At 69.3% G+C, this 21,200-nt stretch carries 15 protein-coding genes and 1 tRNA gene; 6 read left to right on the top strand and 10 right to left on the bottom strand.

The features are described from left to right. Positions 1-78 precede the first annotated feature (78 nt). Entirely contained in the window at positions 79-1,743 is a 1,665-nt protein-coding gene (locus ABH920_RS15765; RefSeq protein WP_370349717.1) for an FAD-binding protein, read from the top strand. 64 nt (positions 1,744-1,807) lie between these two features. On the opposite strand, the gene ABH920_RS15760 is transcribed toward ABH920_RS15765, so the two are convergent. The 4 genes from ABH920_RS15760 to ABH920_RS15745 all read right to left on the bottom strand — a co-directional run bounded on the left by ABH920_RS15760 (position 1,808) and on the right by ABH920_RS15745 (position 7,352). Continuing rightward, positions 1,808-3,238 carry a C39 family peptidase gene (locus ABH920_RS15760; protein ID WP_370349716.1) on the bottom strand — a complete coding sequence of 477 codons (1,431 nt, stop codon included), beginning with the start codon at positions 3,236-3,238 and terminating at the stop codon, positions 1,808-1,810. Between the two features lie 115 nt (positions 3,239-3,353). Next, positions 3,354-4,325, bottom strand: coding sequence for a phosphatidylinositol-specific phospholipase C (locus ABH920_RS15755; protein WP_370349714.1), 972 nt, complete (start codon positions 4,323-4,325; stop codon positions 3,354-3,356). A gap of 210 nt (positions 4,326-4,535) precedes the next feature. Continuing rightward, positions 4,536-5,069 carry a hypothetical protein gene (locus ABH920_RS15750; RefSeq protein WP_370349713.1) on the bottom strand — a complete coding sequence of 178 codons (534 nt, stop codon included), beginning with the start codon at positions 5,067-5,069 and terminating at the stop codon, positions 4,536-4,538. A 159-nt stretch (positions 5,070-5,228) separates the two neighbouring features. Beyond that, positions 5,229-7,352 (bottom strand): glycogen debranching N-terminal domain-containing protein, encoded by a 2,124-nt coding sequence (locus tag ABH920_RS15745; protein ID WP_370349712.1) that lies wholly within the window; start codon positions 7,350-7,352, stop codon positions 5,229-5,231. Between the two features lie 121 nt (positions 7,353-7,473). On the opposite strand from ABH920_RS15745, the gene ABH920_RS15740 reads away from it, so the two are divergent. The 4 genes from ABH920_RS15740 (at position 7,474) to ABH920_RS15725 (ending at position 11,833) form a co-directional block, all read left to right on the top strand. Next, the gene (locus ABH920_RS15740) at positions 7,474-8,535 is read left to right on the top strand and encodes a LacI family DNA-binding transcriptional regulator (protein WP_370349890.1); all 1,062 of its coding nucleotides are present in this window, start codon (positions 7,474-7,476) and stop codon (positions 8,533-8,535) included. A 62-nt stretch (positions 8,536-8,597) separates the two neighbouring features. Further along, positions 8,598-9,884 (top strand): ABC transporter substrate-binding protein, encoded by a 1,287-nt coding sequence (locus ABH920_RS15735; RefSeq protein ID WP_370349711.1) that lies wholly within the window; start codon positions 8,598-8,600, stop codon positions 9,882-9,884. Positions 9,885-9,956: 72 nt separating this feature from the next. Then, on the top strand, positions 9,957-10,970 hold the full coding sequence (locus ABH920_RS15730; RefSeq protein ID WP_370349710.1) for a carbohydrate ABC transporter permease: 1,014 nt from the start codon (positions 9,957-9,959) through the stop codon (positions 10,968-10,970). Next, the gene (locus ABH920_RS15725; protein ID WP_370349709.1) at positions 10,970-11,833 is read left to right on the top strand and encodes a carbohydrate ABC transporter permease; all 864 of its coding nucleotides are present in this window, start codon (positions 10,970-10,972) and stop codon (positions 11,831-11,833) included. The genes ABH920_RS15730 and ABH920_RS15725 overlap by 1 nt, the downstream gene beginning before the upstream one ends. Before the next feature lie 69 nt (positions 11,834-11,902). Here ABH920_RS15725 and ABH920_RS15720 read toward each other — a convergent pair. Beyond that, positions 11,903-11,961: transfer RNA gene (locus ABH920_RS15720), tRNA-Asp, on the bottom strand. Between the two features lie 253 nt (positions 11,962-12,214). Between ABH920_RS15720 and ABH920_RS15715 the strand changes: the two genes are divergently transcribed. After that, a complete protein-coding gene (locus ABH920_RS15715; RefSeq protein ID WP_370349708.1) occupies positions 12,215-12,730 on the top strand; it encodes a DUF4265 domain-containing protein in 516 nt (171 codons plus the stop codon). 67 nt (positions 12,731-12,797) lie between these two features. Here the strand turns inward: ABH920_RS15715 and ABH920_RS15710 are convergent, their stop codons facing one another. The 5 genes from ABH920_RS15710 to ABH920_RS15690 form a co-directional block, all read right to left on the bottom strand. After that, positions 12,798-14,909, bottom strand: coding sequence for a hypothetical protein (locus tag ABH920_RS15710; protein ID WP_370349707.1), 2,112 nt, complete (start codon positions 14,907-14,909; stop codon positions 12,798-12,800). 146 nt (positions 14,910-15,055) lie between these two features. After that, the gene (locus tag ABH920_RS15705) at positions 15,056-16,798 is read right to left on the bottom strand and encodes a right-handed parallel beta-helix repeat-containing protein (protein ID WP_370349706.1); all 1,743 of its coding nucleotides are present in this window, start codon (positions 16,796-16,798) and stop codon (positions 15,056-15,058) included. Then, on the bottom strand, positions 16,782-18,515 hold the full coding sequence (locus ABH920_RS15700; RefSeq protein ID WP_370349704.1) for a polysaccharide lyase 8 family protein: 1,734 nt from the start codon (positions 18,513-18,515) through the stop codon (positions 16,782-16,784). Before ABH920_RS15700 ends, ABH920_RS15705 begins: the two co-directional genes overlap by 17 nt. 27 nt (positions 18,516-18,542) lie before the next feature. Next, positions 18,543-20,240, bottom strand: a complete 1,698-nt coding sequence (locus tag ABH920_RS15695; protein ID WP_370349703.1) for a hypothetical protein — start codon at positions 20,238-20,240, stop codon at positions 18,543-18,545. Between the two features lie 85 nt (positions 20,241-20,325). Beyond that, on the bottom strand, positions 20,326-21,180 hold the full coding sequence (locus ABH920_RS15690) for a carbohydrate ABC transporter permease (RefSeq protein ID WP_370349889.1): 855 nt from the start codon (positions 21,178-21,180) through the stop codon (positions 20,326-20,328). Between the last annotated feature and the right edge of the window lie 20 nt (positions 21,181-21,200).

The following is a 21,200-nucleotide window of genomic DNA, read 5'->3' as shown; positions in this document are numbered from 1 at the left end:
AGGCGCCTGCGCTCTTAGCCGGGTACGGCCATGTACGTTCTCTGACATCCGATGTGTCGCTGAACAAAAGAGGTGATGATGGACGTGCCGTCGAACACCGGGCTCAGCCGCCGCAGCCTGCTGGGGCGGGCCGGGACGGTCGCCGCCGGGTCCGTGGCCCTGGCCGGCGGGGTCGCCGGAGCCGCCAACGCCGCCGCCGGGCCCGGAGCCGCCCCGAACCCCGATACCACCGCCGCCCCCGAATTCGGCCCGGTCCGCATCACCCCCACCGACATCCGCTACGACAGCATGCTCCGCGGCGACAACTTCCGCTTCGTCGGCCACCCCGACGAGGTCCGCGTCGTCACCAGCACCGAAGACGTCGTGCACGTCGTCACCGAGGCCGTCCGCGCCGGCAAGCGCGTCGCCGTCCGCAGCGGCGGCCACTGCTTCGAGAACTTCACCGCCGACCCGGCCGTCGAGGTCCTGCTCGACCTGTCCCCGATGAACGCCGTCGGCTACGACCCCGCCATGCGCGCCTTCTCCATCCAGCCCGGCGCCCGCCTCGGCGAGATCTACACCACCCTGTTCAAAGGCTGGGCCGTCACCCTCCCGGCCGGCGGCTGCCCCGACGTCGGCGCCGGCGGCCACTTCACCGGCGGCGGCTACGGCCCCCTGTCCCGCCGCTACGGCTCCGTCGTCGACCACCTCTACGCCGTCGAAGTCGTGGTCGTCGACGAAGACCGCCGGGTCCGCGTGGTCCGGGCCACCCGCGAACCCGACGACCCGCACCGCGACCTGTGGTGGGCGCACGCCGGGGGAGGGGGCGGCAACTTCGGCGTCGTGACCCGCTTCTGGTTCCGCTCCCCGGGCGCCGTGGGCGACAACCCGGCCGAACTCCTCCCGCCGGTCCCCGGCCAGATGTACTTCTTCCTCGCCGAATGGGCCTTCGACGCCTCCATGACCCGCGACGCGTTCACCACCATCCTCCGCAACTTCGGCCAGTGGCACGAGCAGCACAGCGCGCCCGGCGCCCCCGGCACCGGGCTGTACGCCATCCTCGAAATCGGCAACATCCACAACGGCGTCTTCACCCTCGTGGTCCAGGCCGACGGCGGCCTGCCGAACGTCGAAGGCCAGGTCGCCGAACTCCTCGGCGCGCTCACCGCCGGAGCCGCCGCGCAGCCGCTGTTCCACCAGGGCGGCTACCTGCCCTGGCTCCACATGACCACCTGGCCCGGCGACGGCGAAGGCGGCGACAAGCTGAACCGCCGCTACAAGCTCAAGGCCGCCTACCTGAAGAAGTCCTACACCGACGAACACCTCGCCGCGATCTACGCCGGCCTCGCCGGCCAGGCCTGCCCCACGAGCGCCGCCATGCTCCTCATCGGCTACGGCGGCCAGGTCCAGGCGGTGCCGCCGGACGCCACCGCCGTGGCCCAGCGCGACGTCATCATGAAGGCCGTCTTCTCGGCGACCTGGCTGTTCGAGGGCGACGACGCCACGAACGTCCAGTGGATCCGCGAGTACTACCGCAGCATCTACGCGGCCACCGGCGGCGTCCCCGTCCCGGACGACGTCAGCGACGGCTCCTACATCAACTACCCGGACGTCGACCTCGCCGACCCGGCCTGGAACACCTCAGGCGTCCCCTGGCACGAGCTCTACTACAAGGACAACTACCCCAAGTTGCAGCGGATCAAGGCCGCCTGGGACCCGGGCAACGTCTTCCGCCACGCGCTGTCCGTCGAACTGCCCTCTTAAACTGCCCTCTTAAAACAGTGATTGAGGCCCCTGACGCCCGCCTCGCAGGGGCCCCAATCAGCTCTTATCCCCAGTGTTCGGTAGGCCAACTGGGGTTCCGCCGGTCCACGACCTCCGGCAGGCCTCTGTCATGCGGCTTGATCAGGTACGCGACGCCGCCGGAGCTGTACCCCGGCGTGCCGTCAGCCTTCGTGAAGTTGGTCCGCAGCCACACGTTCTCGAACGTCCGGCGCGGGTACACCGTGTACACCCCGGCGTCGGTCTGGGCGGCCGGGTCGTTCACGATCACGTCGCCGGTGTCCGTGAAGCCGATGACGCACCACAAGTGCCCGGCACTCGCGTAGCGGCCGTTCTCCGCGAGCGTGAACGACTGCGACGTCACCACCGGGAACCCGGCCGCGATCAGCACTTCCAGCTCGGTCATCGAGTTCAGCCGCACGACCATCGCGTCCAACCCGTACGACGCCGCGTAGGCGCACGTGAAGGGCCAGTTCCCAGTGCCCTGATACCCGTAGTCGTAGCTGTACCGCGCCGCGTGATCCACCGCCGGGTCGGCATAGCGCGGGTCGACCCACGCCAACTGCTCGGCCGTCGGGCCCTTGCCCCAGAACTCGACCACCATCTCGATCGACGTCGGGCTGCACCACGCCTCACCGCCGCCGCCGTACTCGGTGTACTGCCCGTCGTGCAGGTACTGCGCGTACGGCTTGACCGCCAGCGTGATCCCCGTGGCGGGCCCGGGCGTGCTGGCCGGAACCGTCGTGCGCGACGGCACCGTCGAAGCGGTCGCGCCGATCTGCCAGACCCGCGGCGTGATCGCTGCGCCGGGGCGCCGCAACAAGGTCAGGCGCAGTTGGTAGGCGCTCATCGAGTGCCCGGTTCCGGCGCTCCAGGTGTCGGTGTCGATCTTGCCGCAGACGCTGCTCTGGCCGTTGACCGAGGTCCGGTTGAGCTCGCTGTCGTCGAACGCCCAGATCCCCATCACCCAGGTGTCGAGGTGGCCGTCCTCCATCGTGGCCAGGAGCTCCACCTTCAGGAACGTGCCCTTCGGCGTGTCCGCGTTCCAGTGCGCGGTCAGCTGCGTGGCGCCGAAGTCCAGCCGGCGCAGCGGGGAGGTCCAGATCGCGTACTCGTACTCCGTGGTGGTGTTCAAATAAGGGTCGGTGTACGACGTGGTCCCCGCTGCCTCCCGGATGACGACGCCCAACCGCGGCCCGGGTAAGGGCAGCACGCCGTCGGACTCGCCGCTGCGGAAGTCGGACCACTTGGTCCACCGGTCGAACCGGACCCGTGCCGGTGCCTGGCCCGCGTTCTTCGCGCTCACGCTCATGATCGCGGTTGCGCCCCGGGCTGACGACGCCAACGCCGACCCCGGCACCGGATCCGCCGTCGCGACCCCGGCCGCGGCGCCGCCGGCGGCCCCGCCGGAGAACACCACCCGCCGGCGCACCGGACCGCCCGCGTCCAAGCGGTCCGGTTGGGAGCTCGCCGACATCTGTCCTCCAGGGCTTCAGCAAAAGTGTTGAATGCTGTTGAACATTAGCCCGGAAGTGACCGTGATCGGTAGTAAGTCAACAGAGAGTGACGACCGACTTGGGCTGGATCGTGGGCTATACGAAGTTCTTGTCGATAAGCATCTCCAGCACGTTCACATGGAAGTCCGGAAAGTCCATCGGCACGATCCCGAACCGCGCGCGCTGCGAGGTCCGCGCGTTCAGATACGGATAGATGGAGTTGTCCATCAATGTCTGCTCAAGGTCCTTCGGGAATTCCAGACCGTCCTGGAGAGACGGCGCCAGGCTCAGGAAGTTCACGTACATCGTCGTCGGCGCGGGATTGCTGTACGCGTTGTCGAACTGCTGCGTGATCAGCTGGCCCTTGGTGCCCGTGGAAACGCCGGTGTACGTGTCCTGAACGTTGAACTGGTTCGCGCTGTCGGCCCAGTGGATCAGGTTCCACGACGCCGGGAAGGTGAAGTCGGCCGCCAGCACGATCTTGCCCGCCGCCTCGCCGAGCGTCGGCCAGCCGTACATGTGGAACAGCCCGCGGTACCCGAGCGTGTCCATGTAGTAGGTGAAGCGGCGCTGGAACTCCGCGTCGCTGAGCGCCTGGTTGCCGGCGTTCTCGTTCTTCAGCCGCATCACGATCGTCTCGGTCGGCTGCGCGGCCAGGAACGCCTGGCACTGGTCCAGCACGTCCTGCAGCCGGATGCCCTGGTAGTAGCTGGAGTGGTAGATGCCCATCTCGCTGGCCGTGCCCTGCAGGCCGTTGCAGCGGATGTCGACGAAGCGCACCCCCTCCGACAGCTGCTGCGGGATGCCCCAGTTCTGCGTGTGCGACCACTCGGTGCCGTCCGCCGGGTTGGTGCAGCAGGTGTCGTGCGTTCCGGGGATGGTCAGGCCCAGCAGTGACAGGTTCGGGTCGAGGTAGCTCATCCAGCTGTCGGTGGGCTTGCCGCCCGGCGTGACGGGGGAGTCGGCCCGGGCCGCGGCGGGCAGGCCGAACGAGGCGGCGGCCAGGACGGTGCCGCCGAGCCCCCATTTCAGGACATTGCGACGGGTGGGGTTCACGGGGCGGTTCATGGGGCGCTCCAAGGGATTCGAAGCCGGCTGCGGGTCTGCCCGGGTATATCCGGGCGCTGCGACGGCGTTCACAGTAAGCGCAGTGTCAGGAGGTGGCCATGGTCGTGCGGGGAAAGGTTGAGGGTCGGCCACCGGAACGGTGGCCGACCCCCTGGCGATCGGACGCGGTGATCAGCGCGGCGACTGTCGACTTCGCCGCGAGACGGTCACCTAGTACGTGTCGACGGTGCAGGAGCCGTTGCTGAACATCGGGTTCGTGTCCACGGGCTGGTTGGCGTCCGGGTTCACGATGATGTCGAAGGCGCCGGTGATCGAGCCCTCACAGTCGTCCAGCGCCGGTTCGGGCTGCATCGCGTCGTTCGGGCCCATCCACAGGTCGACGTGGTAGATCCCGTTGTTCCAGTCGCTGGTGCACTCCACGCACCCGTCCTCCATGATGAAGTACTTCTCCAGGTGGGGGACGTAGATGATGGTGCCCGGCGCGAACTCGTTCTGGTCCGTCGCGAACGTCACCGGCTGGCTGTAGGTACCCAGGTCCTCGGTGGCGATGCTGTGGATCTGCGGGTACGCGATCTGCGCGGTGCCGTAGTGGCCGTTGCCGTCGTCGTTGTCGTTGTAGCCGTACGACGTGATGTTGACGTTGATCGTCTGCGGATCGGCGTGGGCCGCGGCCACGGGGCCGGCCGTCGACAGCAGCAGCGCTGCTGCCATCGCGGCCAGTGCGGCCAGGGTTTTGCGGAGCATGGTGGGACTCCTTTCCGGATCAAGTTAGGAAGCTTTCCTAACTCATCGCGGAAAGTAGCGCTGAAACAGGTGGCTGACAATAGCTCGTCCAGACCCGGTCCAGACCCGCTCCAGACCCGACCCGGGCCTGATCCAGACCCGACCCAGGCCCAATCCGGATCAGGCGTCCAGAAGCCGCACATCCCCCGCGTTCACCCGCATGTCCAGCGCATCCGCGCCGACCCGGAACCCGCGCACCGTCAGCCCGTCCCAGGCGTCGCCCGGCAGCGGCTCGAACGCCACGATGTCCGCCGGCGCGTCCGGCCGCATCCCGACCAGGGCCGAGACCACCGCCACCGACGCCGCCGCGGCCCACGCCTGCGGGCGGCACGACGCCGGGTACGGCGTCGGCCGGCCGCCGGGCCGCGCCGGGCTTCCCGCGTACAGCTCCGGCATCCGGTATTCGAATCCCGCGGCGGCTTCCAGCAGGCCGTCGATCAGCGTGCCCGCCGCCTCGGCCGCCCCGGGGACGCCTTCGGCTGCCGCGCGCGCCAGCCCCTGCACGGCCATCGCCGTATCGTGCGTCCAGACCGAGCCGCCGTGGTAACTCAGGGGGCTGTATCCGCCCGCCGAGGTCGCCATCGTGCGCAGGCCGTAGCCCGAGGACATCGCCGGCGACCCCAGCCGCGCCGCGACCAGAGCTGATTCCTCGCGGTTCAGGATCCCGGTGCCCAGCAGGTGCCCCATGTTCGAGGCGACGCTGTCCACCGGCTTGCCGTCCCGGTCCAGCGCGACCGCCGGGAACGGGCCGTCGGCGTCGCTGATCCAGAAGCGGGCGCGGAAGCGCGCGGCGAGCTGCGTCGCCCACGTGCGCCACTCCTCGCCGCCGGGCCGGCCGAAGGCGTCCAGCAGGGCCGCGCCGCTCATCGCCGCCTCGTAGGCGTAGCCCTGGACCTCGCTCAGCGCCAGCGGCGCCGTCGCGATCCGGCCGTCGACGAACTGGATCGAGTCGTGCGAGTCCTTCCAGCCCTGGTTCGCCAGGCCGTGGCCTGATTCGTCGACGTAGCTGAGGAATCCCGCGTCGTCCATCCCGTGGTCGCGCATCCACATCAGCGCCGCGCCCAGCGGGTCCAGCAGCTTCTCGACCTCGTCGGCCGGCATGCCCCAGCGCCAGGCGTCGTGCAGCAGCATGATCCACAGCGGCGTGGCGTCCACGGTGCCGTAGTACGTCGAGGGCAGCAGCAGCGGCCGTTCGGTACCGCCGAAGGCGTCGTGGCCGGACGGCGCGCGGCGGATCTCGTGCAGGATCTTGCCCGGCTGCTCGGCGGTCTCCGGGTCGGTCTTCGTCCCCTGGCGCCGGGCCAGCGTGCGCAGCGTCCCGGCGGCCAGCCGGGTGCCCAGCGGCAGCAGCATGCGCGCGGCGATGAGCGAGTCGCGGCCGAACAGCGTGAGGAACCACGGCGCGCCGGCGCCCAGGAAGTGGTCCTCCGGCGCGGTGGGGTCGCGCAGCTCCAGGCCGCGCAGGTCGGCCAGCGAGCGTTCGACGAAGCGGCCGACGCGGATGTCCCCGCTGTCCACCTGGAGGTCGCCGATCACCGACGCGCCGTCGGTGCCCAGGACCACGGAGGTGCCGGTGGGGGTGACGCTCACGTCGATGACGAAGCGGGCGACGTCGCCGGGCGCCAGATCCACCGGCCAGCGCAGCCGGCCGTTCTCGGAGTCGACGTCCGCGGGCGCCGGTACGGCGGTCGCCAGGACGACGTCGGGGTTGACGTCAGGGTTCTGTGGACGGGGCCCGGTCCAGCGCAGACCGCCGTCAACCGCTTCAGCCGGCAGCAAGCTGGGGGAGTGGCCGGACTTCACGACCGAGATCTCGGCGAGATCGCAGCCCAGGGTGACGGTGAGCGTGGTCTGGACGCTGCGGCGTGAGGCCGAAACGATCTCTATCGTCTCGCGCACCAGAGTCTGGAGCCCGTCGCCCCGATCCTCGTCGACCAGCACCCGCCGCCGCTCGATCCACACCGCCGGGTCCGCGCCGTCCTCGCCGAGGCCGCGCGCCACGAGCACGCTGTGGGTCGCGTCGGCGCCGTCGAGCTCGGTGGCGATGGGAGTGAGGCGGGCGCCCGCCAGTGTGAGATCGGAAACACTCAGGACACGCCGGTCGTCGGCGAAAACCCCCGTCACGCCGCGCCCGGAGAGCGTCCCGCCGGTGCCCGACAGGCCGAAGACGGGAGCCCGCACGGTCGTTTGCAGGTCGTGCAGATAGGGTTGCTGAGCTGGGGTTTCGGCCGGGCCGTCGGTCATTGGGTGTCCCTCGTGTTGCCTGGTGGTTCTCCGGCACTCTATCCATTTGAACGTTCATATGTAAGACTCCACCCCAGAGTCTTTGATCGTTCAACTCCCGGAAGGGAGGAACGCCGTGGCAATGGACCGCGAGCCCTCACCGCCCCGCCCGACCATCAAGGCCGTCGCCAAGCACGCGCAGGTGTCGTACCAAACGGTATCGAACGCGCTGAACGCGCCGGAGCGGCTGCGCCCCGACACGCTGGCCCGCGTGCTCCGCGCGGTCGACGAGCTCGGCTACCGGCCCACCCAGGCCGCGCGCAACCTGCGGCTGCAGACCACGCGGCTGATCGGGTTCCGGTCCACCCGCTCGGGAGGCCGCGGCATCGGCGCCATCGAGGACCGGTTCCTGTACGCGCTGACCTCCGCCGCGCGCGACCGCGGCTACGGCGTGATCCTGTTCGCCGCCGACGGCGACGAGGACGAGATCGCGATGTTCGAGGACCTGGTCAGCCGGGGCGCGGTGGACGGCTTCGTGCTGTTCGGCTCGCACCGCCACGACCCGCGCACCGCTTGGCTCGCCGAGCGCGACGTGCCCTTCGTCAGCTTCGGCCGGCCCTGGGAGCAGACCCCCTTCGAGTACTCCTGGCTCGACGTCGACGGCCACGCCGGCACCCTGGCCGCGACCAGGCACCTGGCCGAGGAGGGCCACCGCCGGATCGCCTTCATCGGCTGGCCGGAAGGCAGCGAGGTCGGCGACGACCGCTACGCCGGCTATCTGGCCGCCGCCGCGGAGCTGGGCCTGCCCACCCGCGGCCTGACCGTGCGCGGCCTGGACGGCATCGGCGCCGGCACCCAGCTCGCGGCCGGCCTGCTGGCCAAGGCCCACCCGCCGACCGCGTTCGTCTGCGTCAGCGACGCGATGGCCGTCGGCGTGATGCACGCCGTGGAGCACCGCGGCCTGGCCGTGGGCCGGGACGTCGCGGTGATCGGCTTCGACGACAGCCCGCTGGCCACCGTGGTCCAGCCGGCTCTGAGCAGCGTCCGCCAGCCCCTGGAGTCCATCGCGCGCCGCTGCGTGGACCTGGTGCTGGAGCGGATCGACGACCCCCGCAGCGCGGTGACCACCTCCGTCGTGGAGCCCACGGTCATAGCGCGCGGCAGCAGCAATCCCTCCCACCTCTCACCCCCTGACGGGGTCTGACCCGCCGCCACCAGCGGGTCGGCGTCCCGAGCCTGATCGAAGGCGAAACGAAAGGAACGACAATGAAGTCAGTTCGCGTCCAGCGGATCATCGGCGTCGCCGGTGCCGCCGCGGTGCTGGTGACCGCCGCCGCGTGCGGCAGCAGCGGGCCGAGCAAGAGCTCCGGCTCGTCCTCCGGCGGCACCGGCGGCAGCGGCACCGGTGGCGCCACCTCCGGCGTCACCCTGCAGGTGCTGATCGGGTCCTCCGGCGACGCCGAGACCAACGCGGTGGTGGCCGCGGGCAACGCCTGGGCCGCCAAGACCGGCAACAAGGTCGTCGTGACCCCGGCCAAGGACCTCACCCAGCAACTCACGCAGTCGCTGGCCGGCGGGACCCCGCCGGACATCTTCTACGTCGACGCCTCCAAGTTCCAGAGCCTGGTCAAGGGCAACGCGCTGGCCGACGTCGGCGAGAAGATCACCGACTCCGCGGACATGTACCCGAACCTGCAGAAGGCGTTCACCCAGAACGGCCAGTACTACTGCGTCCCGAAGGACTTCTCCACGCTGGCGCTGGAGATCAACACGGACCTGTGGACCAAGGCCGGCCTGACGGACGCCGACTACCCCAAGACCTGGGACCAGCTGGAGACCGTCGCCAAGAAGCTGACCGGCAACGGCGTCACCGGCCTGGTGATGAGCGACACCCTGGACCGCATCGGCGCCTTCATGCGCCAGGCCGGCGGCTCGGTGGTCTCCGCCGACGGCAAGACCGTCACCGCCGACTCGCCGCAGAACCTGGCCGCCCTGCAGTACCTGCAGAAGCTGGGCAAGGAGGGCGCGCTGAAGTTCCCCAAGCAGGTCGACACCGGCTGGGGCGGCGAGGCGCTGGGCAAGGGCAAGGCCGCGATGACGATCGAGGGCAACTGGATCGTCGGCGGGATGCAGAAGGACTACCCGAACGTCCACTACAAGGTCGTTCCGCTGCCGGCCGGTCCGGCGGGCAACGCCACGCTGTCCTTCACCAACTGCTGGGGCGTGGCCCAGAAGAGCTCGCACCAGGCCGCCGCGGTCGACTTCATCGACTACCTGACGACCGTGGACCAGCAGATGACCTTCGCCAAGGCCTTCGGCGTCATGCCCTCGCGGCAGGCCGCCAAGACCCAGTTCACCACCCAGTTCCCGGACCAGGCGGCCTTCGTGACCGGGGCGGACAACGCCTTCGGCCCGGTCGGCTTCCCCGGCTTCGACGCGGTGCAGAAGGACTTCGACTCCAAGATCCAGGGCCTGTCCGACGGCTCCTCGGACCCCAAGAGCATGCTGTCCAGCCTGCAGAAGAACGCCACCGACGCGCTGAGCAACAACTAGGCGCGGCGCCGGTTCCCCGCGGGCCGGCCTCAAAGCGTCGTCCATAGTCCGGATCGAAAGGCCCCCAGGAAGATGAGCAGAACCAGATCGCAGGAGGACCGGCGTCAAGCCCTCGCCGGATGGCTCTTCGTCTCGCCGGCGTTGCTCGGCCTGATCGTCTTCCTGGTGGTGCCGATCGTGCTGGCGCTCTACGTCAGCTTCACGAACTGGGACGGCCTGTCCAACCCGCTTGGCGGCGACGTCAAGTGGGTTGGACTGCACAACTACCAACAACTGCTCACGCACGACGGCCTGACCCGGACCACGTTCGCCGGGGCGCTGCGCAACAACTTCTGGTTCGTGCTGTTCGTGGTGCCGACCCAGACCGCGCTGGCGCTGTGGCTGGCCGTCCTGGTCAACAACAAGTACCTGCGCGGGCGCAGCTTCTTCCGGACCGCGTTCTACTTCCCGTCGATCACCTCCAGCATCGCGATCACCCTGGTCTTCCTGTTCCTGTTCCAGGGCGGCGGCGCGGTGAACGGGATCCTGAACTGGTTCGGCGTCAAGGGCCCGAACTGGCTGGCCGACCCGCGCGGGGTCGTGCACGTCTGGCTCAGCGGCGTCGGGGTGACCAAGCCACCGGGCTGGACCCAGCACTCGGTGATGGGCCAGTCGCTGTGGGACTGGTTCAGCGGACCATCGATCGCGATGATGGTGATCATCATCCTGGTGATCTGGACGACCGCCGGCACCTTCATGCTGATGTTCCTCGCGGCCCTGCAGAACGTGAACGAGGACCTGTACGAGGCCGGCGAGCTCGACGGCGCCGGCTCCTGGCAGCGCTTCCGCTACATCACCCTGCCGAGCCTGCGGCCCACGCTGCTGCTGGTGCTCACCCTCGGCCTGATCGGCACCTGGCAGGTGTTCGACCAGATCTACCTGACCGGCAACAACCCGGCGACCCGGACGCCGGCGTACATGTCCTTCGACCAGAGCTTCCAGAACAACCACTTCGGCATCGGATCGGCGATCGCGTTCCTGCTGTTCGCCCTGATCATGGGTCTGACCCTGCTGCAGCGGCGACTCATCCCCGAGGAGATCGACTGATGGCCGCCGTCCGCGAGCGCCGCTCCCCGTCCCGCCGCGTCCTGATGTACGTGGCGCTCGGAGCCTTCGCGCTGCTGTTCCTCGGGCCGTTCGTGATCCAGATCGCGACCTCGTTCAAGACCGACCCGGACGCCACCAACCACCCGCTGAACATCGTCCCGCACCCGGCGACCCTGGAGGCGTGGAAGCGCATCTTCGGCTACAGCTCCGACCAGCCGGTGCCCTTCGGAACCTGGCTGCGCAACAGCATCATCGTCGCCACCTCGATCACCCTGCTGCGGGTCTTCCTGGACAGCCTGGCCGGCTACGCGCTGGCCCGGCTGAAGTTCCCGGGCCGGCGCGCCGTGTTCATGCTGATCCTGGGCACCCTGGCGGTGCCGAACGTGGTGCTGCTGATCCCGCGCTTCCTGGTGCTGAAGGAACTGAGCCTCTACAACTCCTACGCGGGCATGATCCTGCCGATCGCGATGGACGCCGCCGGCATCTTCCTGATGCGCGGGTTCTTCATGCAGGTGCCGCAGTCGATCGAGGAGGCGGCGCGCATCGACGGCGCGGGCGCGTTCCGCACGTACTGGGACATCGCGCTGCCGCTGGTGAAGCCGGGACTGATCACGCTGACGATCCTGTCGTTCCAGGGCTCGTGGAACGAGTTCAGCTTCTTCCTGGTGGCCACATCCGACCCGAAGTACGACACGCTGACCACCGGCCTGGCGAAGTTCAGCGGCGGGTCGCTGGGAGCGGGAAACCAGTTCCCTGTCACGCTGGGGGCGGCGCTGCTGTCGACGATCCCGGTGGCGATCTTGTTCTTCATCTTCCAGCGGCAGATCGTCCGCAGCCAGATGAGTTCCGGGGTGAAGGGATAGATCCCGCCGGAGATCAAATCGGGGAAGGTACGGAAAGTGTCCTAGGCCGCTGGACGACAGTCCTGCGAACAGAACCGGCGGGATTCGAACCCGCGTCACCCACTTGACAGGTGGAAGTAACCCTCTCCTGCGCACCCGGCGGGAGTAAGACTATTGAGTTGATCGCCCCCGGCCGCCCGGCCTGGGAACGACTCCAACGGTAGCGGGCCGGTCCGGCGCGGGCGAGCGGTTAACGCCCTCGGCGACGCCCCCGGTAACGTTTTCGGCAAAAGGTGTGCATCACCTCCCTCAGGCGTAATCGGTTGAAATCGCCGCCGAGGCTGGAACAATGGGACGCCGAGCATCCAGCGGCGTTCCCGAGCGACTTCAAGGAGGCCGACAGTGGCAGCGGCAAGCGGGCAGCCCCTCTCCGGCACCGACCGAACCACCTTCGAGGTGGCCTTCGACCTCAAGGCCGAAGCCCCGAACTGGCCCCCGGTCTCCGTGGAACGCCTCTGGGGCGAGAAGACCACGGTCGAGTACGAGATGCGCCTGCTCAACGTCCCCTTCTTCGCCCGCGGCGTCGCCTACGGCGACCTGGTCCACGTCCGCCCCGACCAGAACCGCCACGAGTTGGTCTTCGAGAGGCTCAACGGCGAGTCCGGCCACTCGACCCTCCGCATCACCCTCCTGGACAAGCGAGCCCGCCGCGAGGTCCAGGACCGCCTGCGCGAGGTGGGCTGCTCATGGGAGACGGCGGCGCAGTTCTCGGCACTGCTGGCCGTGGACGTGCCGGCGGACGGCGACTACCGCGCGCTGCGGGACTGGCTCAAGGCTCGGGCTGCGGAGGGGGCGATCGAGTTTCAGGAGAGTGCGATTTCTGCGCTGCATCTTGAGCAGTTGCCGAACTTTCCTTAAAGCCACGGTCGGCCGCCGCGCCCCAAAGCGCGACGGCCGACCGTGTCCTCAAAACGCCCGAATCAGCTCACGAAACCTTCGTGATCGCCACCGCCTGCCCCGCGTCCCCGAACGCCTGTCCGGCCAGTTGCCAGGTGCCGTTCACGTACTCGAGCGCCAGGCCGCTGTTGCGGTTGACCAGCTTGTACTGCCCCACGCCGGACAGCGAGGTGTTCGTCGCCGCTGCGATGTCCGCCGCGGGTGATGCCGTGCTCAGTGTCTGCGGGGTGTCGTTGCCGATCGGCTGCAGGTACCATTGGTCGCTGCCGCCGGGGGCGCCGCTGCCGCCGTTGGCGGTGGGGTTGAAGTTCGCCTGCTGGGCTCCGGTCGCCACTGGGGCGCCGATCGCGCGGGTCTGCTGGACCGTGCTGCCGGTGGATTGCAGGTAGGCGCCGGTGCTCGTGTTCACCAGCTTGTAGAACCCGGTGCGGTAGCCCGTGGACCACTGGTCCAGCACCGGCACCAGGTGCCACGCCGAGCCGCTGCCGCCCCCGCCCCCGCTGCCCCCGCCGCTGCTGTCCGTCAGCGCCGTGCCGCCGACGGACAGGCCGTAGGAGGCGCCGGCGGCGAAGCTGAGCGGGGTGCCGGTGGCGTCGAGCGGGGTGGCCTGCGCCGAGTAGTGCGTCTGGCCCGCGGTGTGCGGGGTCATGCTGACGTCCCACATGCCGCCGGTCAGGGCGGACACCATGCGGTAGGAGCGGCTGCTGACGTTCTGGTTGGTCAGGCTGCCGTAGTCGATGCTCGTCAGGTACGAGTTCGACGCGCCCGACGGCTCGGTGCCGACGATCGACAGGCTGTCCGGGTTCCCCATGTCAGGGGTCTGGTACACGTTGGCGTCGTAGCCGACGCCCTGGTAGGTCAGCGAGAACGGGTTGAACGTGAACGCCGTCTCCTGCACCACGTTCGGCGTGATGTACAGCCGGTTCGTGCTCGTGTCCAGGAACACCGCGCCGCCGAGCGTCGTGTTCTCGGTCGCGCCGGTGGCGTCCGTGACCGCGACGTTGACCTTCGAGCTCGCCGTGGACACCGTCACCGAGCTGTTCAGCGCCGGGTCCTGGTACGTGACCGAGGTGACGGTGGTCCCGGCGGCGTCGGTGATCGCGCCGGTCGAGGTGTTGGCCGTGTAGGCGTTGCCCGACCTGTCGTCGAACGTGAACGTGTTCCCGTGCTGGTTCGCGTAGTACGCGCGGTAGTCCACCGACGTCCCGTCCGCGCCGGTCCCGGCGAAGTCGACCTGGTCCGTCGCCGGGTCGTAGGACGGATCCAGGTGCAGCGCACTGCCCGCCACGCCCTCGTACCCGCCGACGCCCGGCTGCGTCCACGTCCCGCCGTCCCACTTGTTCCACGTCCCCGGCGCCATCCTGCCGCTGATCGGCGCCCGCGCCACGGCCGGCCAGTAGGCGAAGGTCGTGTAGTTCGGCTTGAACTTGATCTGGGTGTTGTAGACCACGTAGAAGTACCCGGTCGCGTAGTCCACGAACAGCCGGCAGCCGGCCACGCCGTAGTTCCACGTCTTGCCGGGCTGCGAGGAGGCGTCCTCGGCGTCGTTGCCCAGATACGGCGAGGTGATGATCTCCCCGCCGTAGTTCCAGGTCTTGCCCTGGTCGCCGGAGGACGCCGTCAGGATCCGGTTGCCGTGGATGCCGGTGCCGATCCGCTGGTTCTGCGTCTGGCTGCTGCTGCCCCACGGGTTGAAGTCGTACTCGTCGTTCACGACGCCGTACCACGTCCCGCTGCCCGGATCGACCCACACGCCGACCACGTCGCAGTGGTCGTCCTCGTACGGCGAGGGCGCGGCGTTCTGGGCGGCCTTGTCGATCTGGTAGCACAACGCGCCGGGCTTGTTCCAGTAGGTGTCGGCCGTGGTCTCGGTGGTGCCGGAGCCCGCCTGGTTGTTCAGCGCGCCGAGGTCGGTGTTGGTGAACGTGTTGGTGTCCGAGCCGGTGTCGGTGCTGGCGTAGGTGGCGTACGAGCTCAGCCAGTGGAACTGGCCGTCGGCGTCGGTGAACGCCGAGCCCGCGATGTCGCCGGTCAGCCCGGAGTTCAGGGTCCCGGTGTGGTCCAGGGTGTAGGTCGGGTACAGCTGGGTGGCGGCTTGCGCGGGGGTCGCGGCCAACGCCGTGATCCCGAGAGCGGCCACGCTGAGCAGGGCACTGAGAGCTCTGGCCCGGCTGCGGCGACTGACGTGCCGATGCATGCGTTCACGTTCCTTTCCGTCGTAGTAAGCGCTTACCTGACAGTGGGACAAGGAGGAACTGTGGAACTGTGGTGCGGTCGGCCCCGGAATCAGGGCTCTTGGCTGCCGAGCGGCTCCACCGGAGCGGGCCACGGCCCGGCCCCGGCCCGCTCGGCGACGCGGACGGCCTCGGGCGGCAACTCGGTCAGCCCCACGGCGTTGTCCTCCATGACGCTGCCCGTGCCGGAGAACGCGGGGGTGATCGTGTTGTCCGTCCAGTTGCCGGCCGCGCGGTTCTCGACCCCGTACTCGGCCCAGTTCGACACCCACTTGTACCCGACCCGCGTGACGACGTTCCTGGTGACGAGGATGTGCGAACTCTGCTCGTCCAGGTAGATCCCGTTGCCGTCGTTCGCGGTGGTGCCGTACTCGGACCGGTCGATGAAGTTGGCCTCGACGACCGTCCCGGGCTGCGGGCCCTGCGTGTAGATCGCACCGCCGTCGTACTGGCGCTCGGCCACGCGCAGCACGTCGACGATCCGGTTGCCGCTGATCCGGTTCTCCCCGAGCCACGGATTCTGCGCCTCGGGCTGGTTCCAGCCCCAGCCGAGGCTGATGCCGGAGTAGGGAAGATGTTCCAGGGTATTGCGATCAACGGTCAGGTTCCGGGTGTACCCGCCCCAGACGGCCACCGAATCCGTGAACTCCGCACCGGTGTGGCGGAAGGTGTTGAAGGACGCTGAGTTGCCCTCGTCGGCCAGTTCGACAGCCGGATGCGGATCGATGTCGCCGACATACAGACCGCCGGAAGACAGATCGCTGAACGAGCACCCGGTGACCGTAGAGTTCTTGGTCCCCGCCTCCAGCACCGCCCCAGCCCCTCCGAGGTGCACGAACTCGCAGCCGGCGACCGTGATCTGGCGGCCACCCCGCACCGTCAGCGCCGCGACCGGCTTCGTGTAGTGGGATCCTGCCTCGCCGAGCGGCCCCGACGCGCCGGTCAGCGTGAATCCCGCCTGCGCTCCGACATAGCCGGCAGTTCGCTCCCACGCGGTGTGCGCGAGACTCAGGCCTCTGAAAACGAGATTGTGCGCGCCGTCCAGCACCACCAACTGCTCGGCGACCGGAACCACGACCTGCGCGCTCTCCATATCCTCGCCCTCGCGAGGCAGATAGGTGACCGTGCGCGCAGCGGAGTCCCAGACGAAGTGCCCGGGCTCGGTCAGCAGTTCAAGCGCGTTGGTCGCGAACATCGACCAGGCGTGGATCTCGGTCCCGACCGCCGTGTTGTCCCAGTGCGGCCCCACGCGCCCCGTCCCCGGCAACGCGTTCGTCCAGCAGGGTTCTGTGAAGCGGATCACGTCGTCCGAGACACCCACGACCGGGCAGTGATAACTACGCCACCGCACCCGGAACACCAGCTCGACGTCCGAAGGGCGCGCGAACCCGGCCACCCCGAGCGCCGCAGCCCCGGTCATCCCCTCCGGGCCGATCTTGCAGTCGTCGTGCTCCAACCAGTCGCTCCGCACCCAAGCGGTTCGCAGACCATTGACATAAAGCTGGCGCGGCGCACGAACCGTCTCCGGGACCGTGGCGGCCCAACGGCCGTCCCCGGCCGGTCGCCATCCGGTGAGCGTGACACCGCCCGAGAACTCCACACGTTCGCCGGGCGACGCGGTCCACGTCACCGTATGCCCGTTCCGCCCGGAGTCCAGCTCGGTGAAGACCAGCGGCGCAGCCCTCGTATACGTTCCACCGCTCAGCCGCACCTCCAGATCCTGTCCCTGCCCGGCCGCGAGCAGTCGCCGAACCTCACGCTGCGCGATGTCCGGATCGTCAAAGCTGAGCAGCACGTCTGGCCGTCCCCTCTTCGCTGGCTCCCGGCAGGAGCACGTACATGTATCCGGCCCCTCGCGGCGAGACACCGTGATCGAGCCACAAGGTGTGAAAGATCCGCCGAACCTCGACCTCGTCGCCCGCCGTGGAGGCCCCGACGTCGATCGCGTGCCAGGTCCCCGCGCGCTCCTCGCGCAGCGACACCAGATCGGCGCCGCCGGGGAACACGTAGCCGCCGACGCCTTCCAGATAAGCCCACTGCACGCCGAGGTACCGCCGCTCCACGCCCAACTCAGGGTTCTGTGGAACGCCGTCCACGACGAACCGCCGGCCCGCGTCCGTACGCAGATTCCGGTTCTCCACGATCGTCTCGATCCGGCGGCCGTCGGAGGACGAGATGTCCGTCCCGAGCGCCACCACGGCGTCGTCGAGGAAGTGCCACGTCTTGTGCGCGCGCAGCGTGCTGCCCTCGCCGTAGAGGTCGAGCTCCGCGGTACCGAACCCGCCCTCGACCGGGCTCCCGCCGGCGATCCGGTTCGGTGCCATGATCGCGCCGGTGCCCTGTCCCGAACCGCGCCCGACGTCTTCGCGGCGCCGCGTGTCGACCGTCGTCCCGGGCAGCCGGTACGGATCGACCGTCGGCCAGTACTCGTCCGTGTAGTGGCCCGGATCGTCGAGGTCGTAGATGGAGAGCATGCCGTCGCCGGTGTACCAGCCGTGCAGGTTCTCGCCGTTGCCGCACTCGTAGCGCGCGACGCGTTCCGAGGACAGGGACAGCGCGGCGGCCCAGCGCGGTCGGTGATGCACCACGCGGTCCATCGCGCCGAACACCCGAAACCCGTCCGGTCGCCGCAGCTCGCGCCACCGCGAGGCGTACTCGGCGGGAGCGCTGTCCGCCAGCAGCCGGATCGCGTCGAGCGTCGCCGCGCCGATGTCCAGGTCCCGCGAATGCTGCCGCGCGATGGCCCGGCCCCGCACCGCGTCCATCATCCGGCCCTCGAACAGGAACGGCAGGAACGACCGCTCGACCGCGTCGAAGACCACTGACACCCCGGGGCCGGTGACCTCCCAGGGCGAACCGTGCAGCAGTGCCAGGATCTCGGCGACCGAGGTCAGCAACACCACGCCGTACGATCCGGTGTACGCGACCGTGTCGTGTTGGATGAACGAGCCGTCCTCGTAGAAGCCGTCGCCGGACGTCACGTACTGGAACAGGCTCGACAAGCCGTCGCGCGCCAGCGCCACCCGCTCGGAATCGCCCGCGAGCAGCCCGGCCAGCGCCACGATCAGGGCTTTGTCGGTGCGGTTCGCGCCGGTCTCGGTGACCGGCGAAGACGGTGACCGCGCACCGGTTTTGGTCCGCCGGTCGGGGTCCGGGCAGAACCGCCGCACCGTCGCGAGGTAGTCGGCGAGGTCCGCCTCGGGAATCTCGGCGCGCAGCAGGACACAGATGTCCAGCAGGATGCGCGGCGTCCCGATCTCCCAGTGCCACCAGTTGCCGGTCTCCTCGGCGTCGGGGCGGTAGGCCTTCTCATGCAGGAAGCGCAGGGCGTCTACAACTGTGGTGGCCGCGCCGTCCTGTGCCAACGCCAGCGTCCGCAGCCGCGCGTAGCTCAAGGTGGTGCGTGCCTCGTCCGACACGTCAAGGTCCAGCCGGGTCTCGGCGACCTCGGTCCGTCGGCGGAGCAACCGCTCGTAGCGTACGAGCGGTTCCTCGAATATCGCTTCCCGCATGAGCGGCTGCATGAAGGCGGTCCGTCCTCAGCTCTTCGGCGCGCCGGCGTAGGCCTGCTCGAACTCCGAGCGGATCTGGTCGCCGCCGTTGCCGCGCCAGGTCTTCACCGCGCTGTCGAACGCGCTCATGCTCGACTGGCCGCCGATCACCTGCGTCACGGTGTCCGAGACCGCCTTGTACAGCGAGACGCCCTGCTTGCCGTACGTCGGCGAGTACAGCGTCGCGGTCGGGTCCGCCAGTGCGATCGGCACGAGCTCGGTGTAGGCCTGGTGCACCGCGTCCGTCAGAGCATTGACACCGGGGTTGTAGGTGACCAGCTGCGGCGCGGCGACGTACTTCCAGGTGACGTTCGAGTCGTTCTTGCCCTGCGCGGTCTGCACCGGGTTGTGGTTGGCGTCCAACGTGTAGTCGGTGCCCTCGACGCCGTAGGTCTTCAGCAGGTACTCCTCGGTGCCGAACGGCGCGGCGAGGAAGTCGGCGATCTTCAGCACCTCGGCCAGTTTCGCCGGGTCCGCCTTCTTCAGCATGGTGCCGGCGAAGACCACGTTGTCCTGCCAGGCGACGCCGGGGCCGCCGGTGGCGCCGAACGGGACGAACGGCATCAGCTTGGCGTTCGGGTCGATCTTCTGCGCGGTGGCCCACACGCTGGTGGACAGCGCCGGCAGGCCGTCGTAGACGAGCGCGGCCTTGCCGGACTGGAACGCGTCCTCCATCTTGGCCTTGGTCCACCCCTGCGAGCCCGGATAGAAACAGCCGGCCTTGGCCGCCTTCACCATGAACTCCAGCGCGGCCTTGAACTCGTCGGTCTCGATGTCCGCGGTCAGCTTGCCGGCGCCGTCGACCCGCCACTTGTTCGGGACCCCGAAGATCTGCTCGAAGATCGCGCCGGAGTAGCCGCCGTTGCCCGCGTTGCCGGCCAGCGCGTACCGGTCCTTGCCCGGGTTCGTCAGTTCCTTGAGAAGGGCCAGGAAGTCGTCGGCGTTCTTGATGTCCTTGGTGCTGGTGACGCCCGCGGCGGCGAACAGGTCCTGCCGGTAGAGTCCGGCGCCGGCGCTGATGCCGCGCGGGATCGGGATGAAGTACAGGCTCCCGGCGACCGTGCACTGCTCCCAGAACACCTTCGGGATGGCCGCCAGGTGCGGGTAGTCCTTGACCTTGTCGCCGCCGATCAGCGGCGTGAGGTCGGCGATCTGCGAGTCCAGGAACTGCGGCAGGTTGCTGATGGTCGGCACGCCGGCGAGGCCGTCGTACTGGATCAGGTCCGGCAGGCCGCCGCCGGCGATCAGCGTGGAGAGCTTGGTGTCGAAGTCGTCGCCGACCACCATCGTGATGTCCACGCTCGCGCCGAGCTTCTTCTCCACCGCCTGCCACGCCGGGTTCGAGCCCCGGCCCGGCGGCGGCGCGGTGAACAGCGGCGTCATCGCCGAGAACTTGCCGCCGGACAGCGGCGGGCTGGTGAAGGCGGCGGTCGGCGAGGCCGGGTAGTTGTAGAAGCCGGCCGGGACGCCGGCGTCGGTGCCCGGCAGGTCCGGCGTCGGGCCGTTGCTCAGCGGCGTGTAGGTCGGCAGCTGGACCTGCGCCGCGCTGCCGGCCTTGTTCTCGGCCGCGGCCTTGCCGCTGCCGCACGCGGCCAGCGTGGAGCCGCCCGCGGTCAGGGCCGCCGCGGCGCCGACGCCGCGCAGGAACCCGCGGCGCCCGAGGCCGAGGCTGGTGGGTGTGTGCATGCTTCTCCTTCGATGGGTGCGGTCGATGGGTGCGGTCGATGGGTGCGGTCGTGGGATGCGATGCCAGATGTGGTGCGGAACGGGCTCAGCCCTTGACGGCGCCGGTGAGCACGCCCTTGGTGAAGTAGCGCTGCAGGAAGGGGTAGACCGCGGCGATCGGCACGACGCTCACCACGACCACCGCCATCTGCACCGCCTGCTGCGGCACGACCCCCTCGTTGGCCGCGCTGGTCGCCTCGCCGCCGATCACCAGGCCGCGCAGCACCAGGGCCAGCGGCCACTTGCTGGTGTCGTTCAGGTACAGCAGGGCGTTGAAGAAGGCGTTCCAGTAGGACACCGCGTAGAACAGCGCCACCACCGCGAGCACCGCCTTGGACAGCGGCAGCACCACGCGGGTCAGGATGCCCCAGTCGCCGAGGCCGTCGATCCGGGCCGCGTCCAGCAGTTCGGCCGGCAGGTTCATGAAGAACGAGCGCAGCACCACCAGGTTGAAGGCGCTGACCAGGCTGGGCACCACGAGCGAGGCCAGGGTGTTGTACAGCCCGAGCTTCTGCACGGTCAGGAACATCGGGATGACGCCGGGCGTGAACAGCATCGTGAACAGCGCGGTGGCCAGGAAGAACCGGCCGCCGACCACGCCGCGCCGGGACAGCCCGTACGCCATCCCGATCGTGGCCGCCATGCTCAGCGCCGTGCCGACGACGGTGACCAGGAAGCTGATCCACAGCGCCTGCGAGACGATGCCGCCGCTGAAGACGTAGCGGTACGCGTCGAACGTCGGGTGCGAGGGCCAGATCACCAGCCCGCCGGAGGCCGCGATGTCGGACTCCGAGGACAGGCTGGTGGCCACCACCGCCAGGAACGGGTAGACCACCACGACGGTGATCAGCGCGACCGCCAGGATCTTCCCACCGCGTCCCAGCCGGCTCGGCCGCTCCATCCACGGCGGCCGGCCGGTGC

It is taken from the genome of Catenulispora sp. EB89, from assembly GCF_041261445.1.
Taxonomy (GTDB): Bacteria; Actinomycetota; Actinomycetes; order Streptomycetales; family Catenulisporaceae; genus Catenulispora.
Note: the sequence above shows the minus strand (reverse complement) of the source record. Positions and strands in the feature narration are given on the sequence as shown.